The sequence below is a fragment of the Natronomonas moolapensis 8.8.11 genome, from assembly GCF_000591055.1.
GTDB classification, from domain to species: Archaea; Halobacteriota; Halobacteria; order Halobacteriales; family Haloarculaceae; genus Natronomonas; species Natronomonas moolapensis.
In genome coordinates this window covers 1,868,108-1,883,022 of the sequence record NC_020388.1, presented here as the reverse complement: position 1 = coordinate 1,883,022, position 14,915 = coordinate 1,868,108, and the positions used below count along the sequence as shown (strand labels likewise).

Genomic DNA, 14,915 nt, shown 5'->3' with positions numbered 1-14,915 from the left:
GATGGCAGGACCAGGCCGAATCCCCGGGCAGTACAACATCGTCGTGGCTGGGGAGTACGAGACGTTCGACCACCAGATGCCGATTGAGGAGTTTCTCCAGCGTCTCACGAACGACGATGTCCCGGACGAGGTGAGCGTAGTCGGACTGGAGAAGCTGCTCGACGACGAGGAGTTCGTCAACGAGTTGGCGAGGGAGATGGATCAACGGGCCGACGACCTGGAGTACCAGAGTCCGACGATCCAGATCGTCGTCGAGGGGTCCTTCCATCGCCAAGGGAAAACCTACGACCTGCGATACGATGATGAGCTCTACTCGCTGCAGGAGGTCTTCGGGCCACAGCTGGAGCGGCGGGGAGACGGTAATTGGATCACGTCGCCGTTCTGAGCCCTCTAAATCCAAATTACAACAGTTTCAGCGGCCCTTCCTTTTCTACTTCACCGGTCCCATTCTCAAGGAAGTAGAGATCAATCCACTCTTGTCCACCATCCCGGCGGAAGACGGGCACACACGTCGTCGTATGCTCGTACCGGCGTTCACACCGCGTTTCGATCTGTTCTCGCGTCCAGTCGCCGTCCTGCTCCAGATCGTATCGATTGCGAACGTCCCACGAGTGTTCGTCAGCAGCTGCTTTGATGATCCGTAGGGAGAAGTCCCGTGCGTCTTTGAACGTGAAGGGACCACTCATATCCGTCGCACGTTCCAGATCGCTTTCGTCAACGCCATCAATACACAGTTCGTTCTTTGGCTCTGCGACAGCACGGAATGCTTCGAGTTCTGGGGCTCTCTCGACGAGGACGCTATGGAGATAATCGTGGACGACCTCGTCGTACGCGTCCAACCCGAACTCACCTTCCGGTGAGACAATCTGTAATTCGGCTCCCGTCTGTGCCACCTGTCGTCGCCGTGGTTCGAGCAACGGACAGAGGAATGCGAGCCGTTCAGTCTGTAGCAGGTAGGCGTAACTGAACAGCCTCGACCGCGACGGGGACTCTTTCACCGGATCGTGGCCTTCAGCGTAGTACTTCGAGTCCAACACGGCGATAGTCTCCTCGCCTTCCTGCAGCGCGTGATCGGGCTCGTGGTATATTTGGCCTTCGCCCTCGAACGGCTTGACCGACGGTGACCGAACCGGAGTAACGTCATCTAAGTCACCGAGGTGGTCGTAGGAGTTGATATGGTTGAGTTCCCGTTCGATGACGACTTGGGAGTACTGCTCAAAGAGCGACTCCATATTCAGGACGTAGTCCACGACCAGCTCTCTGGGCCCGTCACGCAGTTGCTGGCCGAGAGACGAGGACATCACCGCCTTGGAAATATCGAACGCTTTCTCGTAGTACTGACGCTGTTTCGGAAGGTCATACAACGAGATCTCTCTGTACTCGTCCATCCGATCCAGCCCGCTGTCCACTTCCATACTCTCTAGTCGCTCTACTTCCCGATGAACCTCGGAGAAGATGCGGTCGTACGCCGGATGATCGTTCTCGTGGGCGTTCTGTCGGAACAGTCGAAGGAGTGTTTTCCCCGCGTAATGAAGCAGTGAGTTGACAGCGTTGTTGTATTCAGTCTCGTTGTGAATCCACTGTGGCTCGATCGTTCCCCGAGCGTGATTCAAGAGCGTCTGCTCGACGTCGATGTTTCCGCGACCGTCCAAGCTATTCGTCCGTCTGATGACGAGGTCCCGGATGTATCCGTTCCGCTGGATCCTCTCCACCCCGTCGAGGTAGTTGATCGCCAAGACGACGAATACGTCGTCGAGATGGATGTCGTCGGAGAGGAAATCCTGGAGTGGGATGCCGTGATACTCGATCGACCGGTTTTGGTCGTAAACCGCCAACAGCATATCGAAGATGTACTCCCAGTCGATCTTTGGATCGACCTGTACCTTCGACGATGGTGTGAGGCTCACGACGCCGACGATGTCCGTCGCTTCGACGTGGAGTGTCTCGTTGTCGTCACCGTCTACTGTGACGGTCACGACCTCGTATTCTTGATCCGAATCGAATGCTTCCTGACTCTTCGTGAAAACGCCGGGACTCTCCTGGGTGAACGACGCGCGACGAAGCTGATCCAGTATGGACGACGGACAGCCCTCTATCCGGATCTTTCCCCGCTCGGGGATATTGAAGGTATCTTGCCCGTATTCGTAGACTTCGTCGACGGTGCTCATTACTCGTAGGAACCCATCTGGCGACGCTCCTGTTCGAGTTCGCGTTCTGCGAGTTCAGCTGCGGGTGATAGGTCGTAGTCCTCGAATTCGCCGTTGAGTGCTCGGTAGTGTTCTGCGATCCGTTCGATCTGCGGGAATGCCGCGGCATTCAGCAGACGAGGAACGATGTAGGTACGGAACGCTTGGCCGACTGCGTCCGTTTGGTCGTATTCGTATTCGCCGCCCTCACGACATCCGACGCCGAGGAAGACTGCCACGTCACGGTAGTGCATCGGGCCGAACCGCATAATCGGTCCCTGTGAGGTCGCTTCATTCCCGTGATTGATCCCCTCGTAATCACGCTCGAAAAGCCGTAGAATCTCGTTCTCGTCAAGATCCGTCTCGCTGGTAACGTACGTGGTGATCCAGTGTTTGAACAGCTGCCGACGTTTGTCTTCCTCGTACTCGTCGAGCTCGATCATCGCAAATCGGCGGGTGATCGCGTTGTCGAGTTCGTTCACCGTTCGGTCCGACATATTCATCGTACAGATGATGTTCACCCGCTCGTCGAGTTCGATCGTCGTCTCCTCGTCGGTCTCAAAGATCGTCTGGTGGGGGTTCTCGATGGCTGTATAGAGGGGTCCGAAAATCTTCGAGATGTCCGCTCGTGTGATTTCGTCGAGTATCACTCCATACTTGACATCGAAGTCACGTGCACGCTCCACCGCCTCAGAGACACATCCGAGCTTCGTACGGTAACTGAGCGATTCGCCTGTATAATCCGGACTGATACCACCGATGATATCGGACGGAGTCCACGACGGCGTCGCAGTATTGAGACTGTAGCCGATGCTCGTCTCCCGAGCGAGCTGCTTGGCGAAGGTCGTTTTCCCGGTCCCGGTCGGCCCGTAGAGGACGACCGGCTTCCCAGCCTCTAGTGCAACCTTTGCGTTTCGCTGAACACCCTGAGGAACCAGAATTTCCTCAGGGGTTTCGTCGCCCCGGAGGCTCACAATACGCTTGAGTCGGTCGGATGCAAGTGGTGATTCGAGGACGCCCCGACGAACCTGGCCGAGACCACGCTCACCGTCGTGTAATCTGTCGAGCGCTTGTTCTTCGATGAGATACTCCAGTACCTCTTCACCCTCTGCATTTTCGATCGCGTCGACGACATCCTCGGCAACACGTCGAAGAACCCCAATGTTCTCCTTTGCCTCCTCGACAGTATACTCCTCCGACGAGCTACTCATTATGACATACAGGTGTCGTGTGGGGTATAAAAACCATTCCTCGATTGCCAACGCGGTGTTCAAATAAGGACTGAAGAGTGAGGCGTAGCGTCTTCCGAGTGCTCTATGCCCGAAAACGCTAGCCTCAGCGGTAGTATCGACCAACTCGAGTTAGACCTTGTGGAGCGAGAAGCGACACCGCGATTGCTGATGAAGCTCGGTATTCAGCTGCATTTGGCTGGACTTTTGCTTTCGAATACTGTCTCCGTTGTTGAAATATTCGGTATCCAACGCGCTCGTTCGACCGTACTTGACATCCTCCTCCGCCTGAAGGCGGCGGAATCCCACGGCACCGCACCGCTGGATTGGGATATTAGGGTTTGCAGTCCACCACCTCTTCCCGAGGTTGGAATCCTCGGGAGAGGCCATGAAGGTAGACTTTGGGCTGTGCCAACCAGCCGGTACTCCTATCCCCACCCAAATCGGGAGCAGACTCGGAGTTACTTTGCTTCAACTCGAGACGGATGTTCTCCGCCCCATTCACGTCAGCGTTGAACGCCGCGTCACACGGCTCGCAGACATACAAGCCACGTTCGACACGCTGACTCTCGTCTTCTCTACCGCAGACGCAACACGTCTTGCTCGTGTCGCGCTCTGAGACCCCTACGACTTCGACACCCTCGACTTCGGCCTTGTATTCGAGGTACGTGTTTACCCCCAGATGGATATCGTCACTCTCTCGTGAGTGCCACCCAACTGGTGTCGTAGACTGATGCAACAGGCGGGCAAACACGCTTTCGAGGGATGGTCTCCAGACCGGAGACCATCCCGTCTCGCCTGTTCATGACCTCTTCGGAACCTACCAAGGAAGAGATCCTTGAGCGTCTGGTCGCACTTGAGAAAGAGAACGAGGAACTTCGAGAGGAGAACAAGCGGCTCAGAGCCAAGCTTCGGTGGTACGAGGGACCCCATACACCACCGAGCAAAGACCAATCGGACCAGGAGGAGTCGTCCTCGTCCGATGGGGACGAGGACGACGAACAACCACGTACTGACGGTGGCACGCCTGGCCGAAAGTCCGGACATGACCCGGAATGGCGCGACGCTCCTGACCCGGATCAAGAGATCGAGGTTACCTGTGACTGCTGTCCAGACTGTGGTGAAGCGTTCGACGAGTCGGCGGGCGTCAGCCCCCGACTCGTCGAGGAACTCCCGGATCCACAGCCACCAGAGGTCACACAGTACAACCGCCATCACTACGAGTGCCACTCCTGTGGTGCCGAGACTGTCGCCTCACACCCCGACTGCCCCGATGAGGGGCAGTTCGGGGTGAATGTCATCGCACAGGCGGCGCTCTCTCGGTACGATCACCGCCTTCCCTACCGGAAGATCGCCGATCGCTTCGAACAACTCCACGGACTGGAGTTCACGGGTGCGTCCGCGTGGCACGCGACCGAGCGCGTTGCACGCGCCGGTCGCTGTGAATACGAGCAGATTCGCCGTCAGATCCAGCAAGCCGACGTTGTCCACGTTGACGAGACTGGAATTAAACGCGACGGCGAACAGGCATGGATCTGGACGTTCACCACCGAGGAGCACACGCTGTACGTGGCTAGGGAGAGTCGAGGAAGTGATGTTCCCGCGGAAGTCCTCGGCGAGGACTTCGCGGGAACAGTCGTCTGTGACGGGTGGACGGCGTATCCGGCTTTCAGCAGCAACCTCCAGCGGTGTTGGGCGCATATTCTACGGGAGGCTGAAGACGCCGCCGAGAAACAGACGGAAGGCGAACCGATCTACCGTGCCCTCAAACAGCTGTACGTCGCTCTCCAGACCCGGCTGGAGAGCGACTTGACAGTCCGCGAGCGAGCAGAACTCCAACGTGTGGCGCGGAGAGAGCTTGAATCGCTGATAGAACGGTCAGTTCCTGACGGACCAGTGGCAACACTACTCGGCAAGATCGAAGGAGGCCTCGACCACTGGCTCACCTTTATCGGTGAGCCAGCGGTCTCCCCAACGAACAACGCCGCTGAAAATGCGCTCCGTGAGCCAGTGGTTCTCCGGAAAATCATCGGAACACTCCGGAACGACCGCGGTATGTTCGTGCATGAGACGCTGCTGTCCCTGCTGGCGACGTGCCGCCAGCAGGGACGCAATCCCTACGACGAGTTCAAGCGAATCGCTCGAAACAACGAGATGATTTCACGAGCTCAGACCGTACCCGCTGTTGCATCCTCGGGGTAAACACATACTATTCGAGGATGTTCGAGAACCTGTCGAACGCCCAGCCGTGCAGGTCGAGGTTGCCGTGCCGCCCCCAGTTCTTCGACTCGCCGTTGTCGTCTTCACGGACACCAGCGAGCTTCCCGATGTTGATACGCCCAACACCACGCTCGATACACTTCTCAACGATGTGTTTCGCTAACGAGTGGAAAAAGTGGGTGCGGCGCTCCGACCACTTCGCGTGGAGACGAGTCGCTTCTTCACCACCCGAGTCGTCGCACTTGGCGATTTCTTTCGGGAAGTAGTACCCGTCCTGTTTCAACCGGTTGCCGGGGTAGAGGTCGGCTTGTTCAGTGCTGTACGTGACCGCCGCGAAGTTACAGATGCCGAGGTCGATACCCGCTGTCTCGTTTCCGGGTGCGGTGGGTGTCTCGATTTCATCCTTGCAGACGAGGTGCAGTTCCCACCGACCCTTTGACTTGTCGTAGACGGCGCGAACCTGTTGGAGGTTCTCAACAGTGACGCCGGGACGGGTTTCGTATTCGACAAGGATGTATTCCCATGCTTTCGGGTGTTCCTTGTGATTCGCGCCCTTTGAGAGACGGACACGGTTGTTCTTCGTGTCGTGTTTGATGCCGTTTTGTTTCCACGTCACCGTGCTACGCGGGTGTTCTTCGTGGACGCGGTTGCCGTGGTCGTCGTAGTAGTTTTTCTTGCGGTAGCCGGGCGGATTCGCTCGATTGTCAGACTTCCTCTTTTCGTACCACGAGTTGAAGGCTTCAGCGAGTTCCTCCAGAACGCGCTGACTGGACTGCGAGTGCAATCCCTTGTATTTTGAGTGACCTTTCAACTCGTCTTTGAGGTCGCCGCGGTCGGGAATCTCACCCGTATCATCCCACTCTTGTCGAGAGTGGTAATTAGCGACGTTCCAGAGTTTGCTGGCACTCCACCCGTGCCTGTCGAGCATCTCAGCCACTTGGTTGTGGTTGAGGATTTTCGCTCGGTGGGTTCGATGGATTTCCAGCATTCTGAACGCCTCTATAATCACTTATACTTGTGTTTCTTGTAAAGGTTCGGTTTGAGAACGGTGGAATATCTAGCCGTGCTATCGGCGGTGGGTTGTGGAGGAGTTGTCGGATTCATCCTGCGGCTAAAGCCGCAGGTATTCTCCTTGCTCTCTATAAAAAACGCGGCCAGCCGTGGTCATTCAAAACGATATCGGAAACCGAAACTCCAACACGACCATCGTCGCGCCCGTCACGGGAACCTACCGCGAGTATCCGTTCGAGGTGTTCGTCGGGGCTGACGGGTCACCGCTCGAAAAGGATTCGTCAATCCGGCTCGACCAAATTCGAACCGTCTCGGTTCCGGAACAGATTCATTCGGTCGTCGGTTCACTCGACAGACCCACGATGGCTGCAGTCGACGAGGCGTTAAAGCTGAGTCTCGACCTCGATTGAGCTACCGGCTCTCTCGTTGTTCCACCGTGTTCAGGTAGCAAAATCCATTATGAATGGTGGTGATCCGCAACTTGGCCGAGGAACTTCTCGCGCTGTCGATGCTCGGCTTCCTGCGCGGCAAGGAAACAAATGTGGGGACGGTCAGCACAGAATTCTTTGAGGAGTTCCGTCTTCCCGACCCGACGCCGACCATAGACGACAACGAAGTCCGAACCGGGTGACCCACCGCAGCGGTGAGTGTATTGGGTTCTTCCTCCCGGTGTTAAAAGGTCATACTTAGGATACTGATTGCGGCGATAATGAGTTAGGGATTCGGGTGGCTATCATCGGAGTGTTCTCGCAGTGCGACCAAGACACCGAACCTACCGAGGGATGCAGGTGAGATGGGAACGATATGTACGGGAAACCGCTCTTCGCGTGGTGCCGGTTGATTCACTCCTCGAACCCAGGGCCAACAGTGAATGAGCCCGGCGCGCAGGGGAGTTGGTTGTGCTGACACCACCGGCAGTGCTCACCCGACGTGTACCGACTGAACGAGAACGCCGCAATATCATTCATCGACGACGTCACATCTTCTCTGAGTGCTTCTAGGTCACCATCGCTGAACGTTCGGGATTCGACTTTTGGCCCGATGTCTCCGACGTAGGCGTATCCCGCGCGTGCGACAGGCTCATCGTACAGGTCACCGCACGCTAACAGGTAGATCGGGAGTTGCTTGTCGTCCCGTAGGTCGCGGTGCCGTTCGGTTGCCTTGTAATCGATGACGACCAGCTCGTCGTCAGGCGTCCGGTAGACGGCGTCAATGTAGCCGACGAGTTCGTGCCCATCAATAGTGAGCTCGAACTCTCGCTCCGCGTCGATGATCTCGTAACTGGGGAGATCCAACTCGAAGTACCGGTCGATGCACTGTTTTGCTGCTGGGAGGGCGTCCCCAGCGCGGCGCTGACTGGCGAGTCGCTCGCAGATTTCGTACCACCCCTCACGACGCTCCGCATCTTGATTCGCGGCTTGTTCTGCGGTATCGTGGAACAGCACCCCGATTTCGCGTTGTGAGACACCGCCTCCGGAATCGCTCGTGGCTGTGGTCCCCTGATAATCGGGGAACGCATTGACCACGTAGTCCAGATAATGACTCCGCGGGCATTCTTCGTAGGCCGAAAGCGACGTGTAGCTGTGCGAGAGCGACGGTGGCGGTGTCGACGGGCCAGTCAGCGACTCAACCTGGAGCATCTCCCGCTCGGCGCTCGGTGAGAGACTCCCATCGAGCGTGGCCGTTGCAAGGGTTAGCACACGGTCGCGCGCAACCCCAACCGCGAGCTCTTCCCCATCGTGTCTGACGGTACCGCCGACAGTTCCGACAGTCTCGCTGGCCAGCGTATTCGTCCAGTCTACTGCGTCGTTCGGGAGACACTCTTGAACATCGGTCCAGATCGGGAGTTGCCCTCGCTCTGGCTGCCACGGGATTCGAGACGGCAGTATCTCGTCGACCACCGCTGAAACCGAATCCTCGTCCGCAGCATCGTCGCCTTCCTCGCTGGCCCCCTGCAGGACAAGGATGTCTTCGGCACGCGTGATCCCGACGTGGAACACGCGGCGGGTCTCGCGGGCATCCCGCTCGACGAAGTCCTCGGCGAACGCTGCCTTTGCTCCGTCCGAGAGGCTGGTTTCGAGCGCGTCGTAGGTGCGTGAACTCGGTGCCCACTCGTCAGCCGTGATTTGTGGGATGAGGACGACCGGGAAGTCCAGACCCTTGCTCTTGTGGATGGTCATCACGTTGACCGCGTCGTCGGCGACGTCCGGCTGACTCGTCGGCGAGGCGCCGCTCTCGTCGAACAGGGAGTCGTAGTGTTCGAGCGAGTCGATGAACTCCGGCGTGAGCGGTGGTTGGACGGCACTGTCCCCGTACTGTTCGATGACGTCCTCCAGTTGGGCGAGGTCTCTTCGCTCCTGCTCGCTGAGATACCACTCGATGTTTGTTCGGTCTGTGAGTTCGCGGTACAGGTGCGTGAGCGACGCCGAGTCACGAATATCGAGCAGTTCCGTGGCGTGCTCGCGGGCTTCTGCGACGCGGTCGGGCTCCTCGAACTCGTCGAGCGGCGTCTCCCGGAGCGCATCCACGAGAGGCTCGTCGCCCGCGTTGAGCGTGTGGAAGTCCGCGTCGCACAGCCGGTACCGCATCAGGAGGACGCGATTCCAACTGACCTCGTCTTCGGGGCGTGCGAGTGCCTTCAGGTAGGCGGTGACGGTGCCGACGCCGACTGATTCCGTGGCCAAATCGCCAGCGACTCGGTACGGGATGCCCGCGTCTTCGAATTCCTCGATAACCGGTGTCGCGTGGTCGTTCTTCCGGACGAGTAACGCGATGTCGCCCGGATCGTACGTCTCATCGAGTTTTTCCGCCGCACCGCTCAGCAGATTCTGGACGACGGTACGAAGTTGGGGTGCCGCGTCCGAGTCGTCGTCTTCGTCCGGGAGTTCGACGGTAGCGACGGTATCCCCGTCATACGCGGGTTCGTCGACACGAGTGAGTGTTTTATGTCGTTCGCGGTGATCGAGCTTCTGAATTGCTTCGTTCGCCAGATTGAGGATCGGCTGTCGGGACCGGAAGTTCTCTTCTAACGGTTCATCTTCGAGTGCGGCGAATGCGCGGTCGAGTTCGTCAGTGATGTTGGCGACGTTCGCGCCACGCCACTCGTAGATCGCCTGATCGTCGTCACCGACGACGAACAGGTTGTCGTCGGTGACGAGAGACGTGACGAGATCGAACTGCAGCCGGTCGGTGTCCTGGAACTCGTCACAGAACACGTAGTCCCACCGATCAGCGATTTCCTCACCGACCGGCGACTCCATCAGTGCAGCCGTCTCCACGACGAGGCCGTCGAAGTCTATCAGGTTCCGCTCGTCAAGTTCACGCTCGTATGCGGCGTATCCGGGCGTCAGGTCACGGGCCGTAAGACAGTCCGAGAGGAACGAGTCGAGATGATCCGTGAGTTCGAGGTCGATATCACCGGGGATTCCTTTCGGCGCACCGTTCGCGTACCCGCCGAGCAGGTATTTCGGGAGCTTGTACGCGCTGTCCGGCAGTTCCTGGTTGCCTGCCTCGTGGGCTTCGAACGCTACTTCCAGCGCGTCGCAAAGATCCACTAAGCGGTCGAGAAAGTCGCGTACACTGGCCTCCATTCCGTCCGTCCCCAGCGCATCACGTTCTTCAACGAGGTCAACACGCACGTCTGGGAGCGAGCCCAGTACGCTTGACACGGACCGGCCGCCCAGATGGTCACTGGCAATAGCCTCGACGCACTCCGAGAGGTCGACGAGTTCATACACGCGGTCGGCAGGCCCGAGGAACGTGTCGATGTCGTCAGGGGTGATGCCGCTGCGTTTCATCGACCCGATAAAGCTGAGCAGCTTCGACGCGGCCCCTGACGCATACCCGTCGCTCCCGTACACGTTGGGTTTCACAGACCGGTACTCGATGTCGTCTAGGACGTCCAGCACGACGGCGTACTTCTCGGCGTCCGTGGCGACCTCGAAGTCCGGATCGATCCCCGCCTCGTACGCGTAATCGGTGAGGATCTCGTTACAGATCGAGTGGTACGTGTACGCGTCGATGTCGTACCCCGCTGTCCCGAGTTTCGCGTTAAGTTTCTCCCGCATCGAGTCCGCCGCGTTGTTCGTGAACGTCAACGCGAGAATCCGGTCCGGCGAGACGTCCTCCTCGTCGATGAGGTGTTCGATCTTCCGCACCATCGTGAACGTCTTCCCCGTCCCTGCACCGGCGAGGACACGCATCGGGTACGCCTCGGAATCGATGATCGTCTCCTGCTGGGGCTCCGGAGACACGTCTTCTTCTGGAACGGGGAACCACGACGGGTACTCCGTCTCGTCGCTCATCGTCGCACCTCTGTCGACAGGCGATCAGCACACATCTCTCGGTAGTCACAGTCCGGGCACGCCTCCTCGGTGATGAGCTCGAACGGCTCCGGCTCGTACGTCTTATCGGTGATGCCGTCGTGTGCGGCGCGAATGAGCGCCCAGATCGTGTCGTAGTGATCCTCGTAAATCTCAGTCGTTTCCCGTCCCCATCCGCGTGCAGACACGTCGTATCCAGACGGCGTGCTCTCGAACGACGTGCTGTTGAGGAGGCCGTAGAAACTGAACCGGACTTCCATCCCGTCTTCGTAGAACGGTTCGTTCTTGACGCCTTCGACGTATGTCGCCGTCTGGAACGCGTTCCGAACCCGCTTCGGTTCGTGGGCCTCCCCGTCGAGATGCTCGCCAAGGTACTCGGCCGTCCCCGACGAAAGAACCCCGTCCGTGTTCCGCTTGTAGTCGAAGATGTGCAGCCCGTCATCAGTCCGGACGACGTTGTCAGCTTTCCCGTGGAGTTCTCGGCCGTCCACATCGCACTCCACCCAACATTCCGTAGCAACCGAGTAGCGAGCGTGCTCGATCCCATCCCCACCGTCCGGATCGAAGAACGACGCGATAGCAGCGCGGTTCTCGGCTCGCTGGTATTCTTGATGCGCAGCAGATTCGTAGTCGTCCGGGGTACTGTGTTCGTCCCACTTCGCATCGAAGACCTGCATCGCCCGGTCGTGTATCGTCTCCGGGTCGTTATCGCGGTCAGTCGCATCACACACGTCTTCGATAGTCTCGTGGTAGATCGTTCCTTGGTTGAGATACAGTTCTGTACGGTCCGGCGCGTTCACGTCTTGCGCGTAGCGGTAGTCGTACAGCCGCGGACACGTCGCGTAGTTCGCTAACCGCGACGGGGAGAGCGACGAACTCATCGCCGCACCTCCCCGTTGGCGAATTCGACACGTGCACGCAACGCTTCTCGGAGCTCGTCTCCTCGGGAGCCGCTCTGTCTGAGGAGGTCCTGAACCTCTCCGAGTTCCGCTTCGACCTCGTCGAGCGATACCGTCACGTCCTGACTGTTCGCGCGGCGCACCTCCGCGAGCGCGTCGTCAACCCGCGATAACAGGTACTGCTCCGCCGCTTGCTCACTCGTAATGTGTGGCTCATCGGCCTCGGTCACCCACGGAAGCTCCGCATACGCCGCTGTGAGGAACCGCGACGCCTGCGCACGCTCTTCGAGCGCTGTGTCTTCGTACTCGTAGAGACAACAGTAGAGTCGCTCTGTCGCCGCGTTAGCACCGACAGCTAACCGTCGCCGCGCGTGCTCCGTGTGGTACTGCGCGAACGGTCGGGCTGACGCCGTCGACGTCGTCGGGAACGTCGCATCCACATCCGATCTATCGAGTTCCGTTACACCAGGATAGTCCGGCATCGACGCGACTCGCTCAGTCGGGAACAACCGTGTTTGGAACGGGTCACCTGGGTATTCACTATCGACGAGATTCACGAGAAACACCGCGCGAAAGGACTCGTTCTTGATCGCTTGCAAGTGATCGACGCGGACCCCGCCGTCGAGATCCGTCGCACTCGTCTGATTCTGCTGCGGTGCATACTCGTGAGCGCGTTCGAGCATCTGCTTGAAAGACTCCCACGTCGCATCCACGAACTCGGTCTCTTCGAGGAACTCAGCCATGCGGAACGCCCGCCGGACGTTCCCGAACTGCGCCCGAGCGTCAAGCGGGGCCGCTCGCTCCGCGACCCGCTCTTTCAATCCAGCGTCCGTCGCCCACCAGTGAATCGCGTCTTCGAGGCTCTCGGTCTCGCTGACCCGGTCCAAGCGGTCCGTATCGAGTTCCGGACCGTGGCCGGAGTCATCATCTTCCTCCTCGGCACGGTACCGAACGGCAGCGAGGAGTTCCCGAATCGCGGGATCGTCACCGAACCCGGTGACCGTTGTCGATTCCGTTGGGATCCCGGTGCTTTCGAGCGCTTTGATACTGTCCGTCACAGCACTCCCGCTTTGCTTCGTGGCGACAGCGATGTCGTCGTACTCCCAGTCCGACTGTGCGACGAGTGCTTCAATTTCGTTCGCAATCTCAGCGAGCTGTTCGTCACTGGAGTCTGTCGCGAGCACGGAGACCGATCCAGTTCCCGGATCCTCCGGAACCGTTTCGTCGGCGAAATAGGCCGCCGTCGCAGCTGGTCGTGTCGACGGTGCCCCCGATGTCCCACGCCGGGAGTCGCCGAACGAGACGTAGTCCGTGACTGGCCCGGTCTCGACCCACGTCCGACGCACACTCGCGTGCTCTTCGGCGACACAGACGAGCTCGCAGTCTCCCGCAAGCGCGTCGAGATACGCGCGATCAAGTGGGAAGAACTCCTCAAACTCCACTGCGAGCACCGCGTCGAAATCGACGACCTCGTCGCGGGCATCCCCAGTGAGGACATCGAGCGCTTCCGAGATGAGTTGCCCGCGCTCCATATGCCCGTGTTCCGCGAGCCACTCGTGGAACCCGTCGAGTGCAGCCGTGATGTCACGGAGTTCCGGAGTTTCCTCAGGTGTGATTGTCTGCCAGGAAACCGTGCCCATCACGGCAGCCACGTCTTCGATGAACGACGGTTGCGCAGACGCCCGTTGGAGGTACTCCGTTTCCCACTCGTGGTCTGGGAGGAACCGGTACAGGAGCTCTCGTCGCAGCGCATCCGAAAGAATGACGCGGTCGTCGGTCTGATTGAGGACGTCGGTCGCGTGCACGACCGACGACGTCACGTACGGCGTCGCCGCGCCCGGCAGTTCCGCACCTAACGCTTCACGGAACGTGTCTGCGCTCGTCGGCGCACCGGTGATGACGAGCACATCCTCTGAATCGTGCTCGTCGAGAAGCATCCGGTATTCGTTTTGCGCTGTCCGTTCGACGTTTTCGCCCCCGAACGGGACCGTGACTAACGTCCCGTCGAACTGCCGGTGAGATGTGTGATCAGACATGGCTATTACCCTCGGACGAGCCGCGTGACCCGAGACAGCACACCGGTGTCGTCAGTGGCTGCCTCGGTGTCGCGTCGTGCATCTTCAATGACACTGGGCTCATCAATCCAATTCTGGAATCTGTTTGCGTTTTCACATTAAACCGCCGGCCCGTAAATACCTGCCCGGATATGGGGTGGCGTTGCCTTCTGGAACTCCCAGCACTGTTGGTGGTCCAGATTCGCTGAGAAATCAGCGACGATACGCCCGTCGTCCTTGAAATCGAGTTCACACAGCCCGTCGGACAGCGCACTGATCCACTTCCGACGGCCCGGATCGTGCTCCTGCTCGGCGGGTGTCTCTAAGGGCACGTACTCTGGTGGTTCTTTCTACGCGTACGCATACAGCTCCGCGAACACGTCCCGAGCATCCGCGAGTCGATCCGACTGGTCCGGCAGCGAGATATCCCGCTGCAAGAACAGGTGGGCGAACCACGGGAACAGGTTACAGCTGTCCGCTTGCCCCGCGATCTGCGCGGCGGCTTCGCGTTCGTCTTTCTTCAGTTCGGAGAAGTTGACGTTGAAATCCAGCGTCTTCATCCGAGTGCGGAGTTCGGACTTGGGTTTCGTCGAATCGTTCGAGGAGAAAATGAACGTCGGCATCTGGATAGACCCATCCCACCTCCCCTCCCAGTAGGATTTGATGATGTCCCGGTCGATTTTGGATTTCGCCACGTCGTCAACAATGTACGGGAAAACGGTGTCCGACGCACGAGCTCGCTCGATGTTGTTTTTGACGAAGTCATCGCCGGTCGTGACTTCCTGCACGTATCCATTCGAGATGAGGCGTGTCCCGAACCGCAGGAACATGCCTTTCCCGCTGTCGTTGTCGCCGTGAAGGAACAGGAACGGCAGGTCCTTGTCCAGCTCTGCGGATTCGTATTCGGCGTAGTGATGAGCGCAGTAATTAGCAGCTTCGAAACAGGCGACGTGCCAGCGAGTGTTCCCGTCCATCCGCCCGTCGCCGGAAGACC

8 protein-coding genes and 5 pseudogenes are annotated in these 14,915 nt (G+C 58.9%); 4 read left to right on the top strand and 9 right to left on the bottom strand.

What is annotated here, in order from left to right; all coding sequences use genetic code 11:
* Position 1: 1 nt before the first annotated feature.
* Entirely contained in the window at positions 2 to 385 is a 384-nt protein-coding gene (locus NMLP_RS09130) for a hypothetical protein (RefSeq protein ID WP_015409826.1), read from the top strand.
* A 16-nt stretch (positions 386 to 401) separates the two neighbouring features.
* On the opposite strand, the gene NMLP_RS09125 is transcribed toward NMLP_RS09130, so the two are convergent.
* Entirely contained in the window at positions 402 to 2,168 is a 1,767-nt protein-coding gene (locus NMLP_RS09125; RefSeq protein ID WP_015409825.1) for a 5-methylcytosine restriction system specificity protein McrC, read from the bottom strand.
* Positions 2,168 to 3,397, bottom strand: a complete 1,230-nt coding sequence (locus tag NMLP_RS09120; protein WP_015409824.1) for an AAA family ATPase — start codon at positions 3,395 to 3,397, stop codon at positions 2,168 to 2,170. The genes NMLP_RS09125 and NMLP_RS09120 overlap by 1 nt, the downstream gene beginning before the upstream one ends.
* A 105-nt stretch (positions 3,398 to 3,502) precedes the next feature.
* Here NMLP_RS09120 and NMLP_RS14480 point away from each other — a divergent pair.
* A pseudogene (locus NMLP_RS14480) lies at positions 3,503 to 3,685 on the top strand (IS6 family transposase); the annotation flags it as partial.
* 64 nt (positions 3,686 to 3,749) lie between these two features.
* Here NMLP_RS14480 and NMLP_RS14475 read toward each other — a convergent pair.
* A pseudogene (locus NMLP_RS14475) lies at positions 3,750 to 4,079 on the bottom strand (zinc ribbon domain-containing protein); the annotation flags it as partial.
* A 101-nt stretch (positions 4,080 to 4,180) separates the two neighbouring features.
* Between NMLP_RS14475 and NMLP_RS09115 the strand changes: the two are divergent.
* Positions 4,181 to 5,617: an IS66-like element ISNamo3 family transposase gene (locus tag NMLP_RS09115; RefSeq protein WP_015408665.1), complete on the top strand. Its 1,437-nt coding sequence runs from the start codon at positions 4,181 to 4,183 to the stop codon at positions 5,615 to 5,617.
* 13 nt (positions 5,618 to 5,630) lie between these two features.
* Here NMLP_RS09115 and NMLP_RS09110 read toward each other — a convergent pair.
* Positions 5,631 to 6,623: pseudogene (locus tag NMLP_RS09110) on the bottom strand (RNA-guided endonuclease InsQ/TnpB family protein); the annotation flags it as partial.
* Between the two features lie 157 nt (positions 6,624 to 6,780).
* Here NMLP_RS09110 and NMLP_RS09105 point away from each other — a divergent pair.
* Positions 6,781 to 7,056, top strand: a pseudogene (locus tag NMLP_RS09105) (type II toxin-antitoxin system PemK/MazF family toxin); the annotation flags it as partial.
* Positions 7,057 to 7,115: 59 nt separating this feature from the next.
* Here NMLP_RS09105 and NMLP_RS16200 read toward each other — a convergent pair.
* The 5 genes and pseudogenes from NMLP_RS16200 to NMLP_RS15725 form a co-directional block, all read right to left on the bottom strand.
* Positions 7,116 to 7,277, bottom strand: a pseudogene (locus NMLP_RS16200) (ATP-binding protein); the annotation flags it as partial.
* 211 nt (positions 7,278 to 7,488) lie between these two features.
* On the bottom strand, positions 7,489 to 10,950 hold the full coding sequence (locus tag NMLP_RS09100; RefSeq protein ID WP_015409823.1) for an ATP-dependent helicase: 3,462 nt from the start codon (positions 10,948 to 10,950) through the stop codon (positions 7,489 to 7,491).
* Positions 10,947 to 11,849 carry a RecB family exonuclease gene (locus tag NMLP_RS09095; protein ID WP_015409822.1) on the bottom strand — a complete coding sequence of 301 codons (903 nt, stop codon included), beginning with the start codon at positions 11,847 to 11,849 and terminating at the stop codon, positions 10,947 to 10,949. Before NMLP_RS09095 ends, NMLP_RS09100 begins: the two co-directional genes overlap by 4 nt.
* Positions 11,846 to 13,903 carry a PD-(D/E)XK nuclease family protein gene (locus NMLP_RS09090; RefSeq protein WP_015409821.1) on the bottom strand — a complete coding sequence of 686 codons (2,058 nt, stop codon included), beginning with the start codon at positions 13,901 to 13,903 and terminating at the stop codon, positions 11,846 to 11,848. Before NMLP_RS09090 ends, NMLP_RS09095 begins: the two co-directional genes overlap by 4 nt.
* A gap of 368 nt (positions 13,904 to 14,271) precedes the next feature.
* A complete protein-coding gene (locus NMLP_RS15725) occupies positions 14,272 to 14,895 on the bottom strand; it encodes a hypothetical protein (protein ID WP_197538022.1) in 624 nt (207 codons plus the stop codon).
* Positions 14,896 to 14,915: the final 20 nt, after the last annotated feature.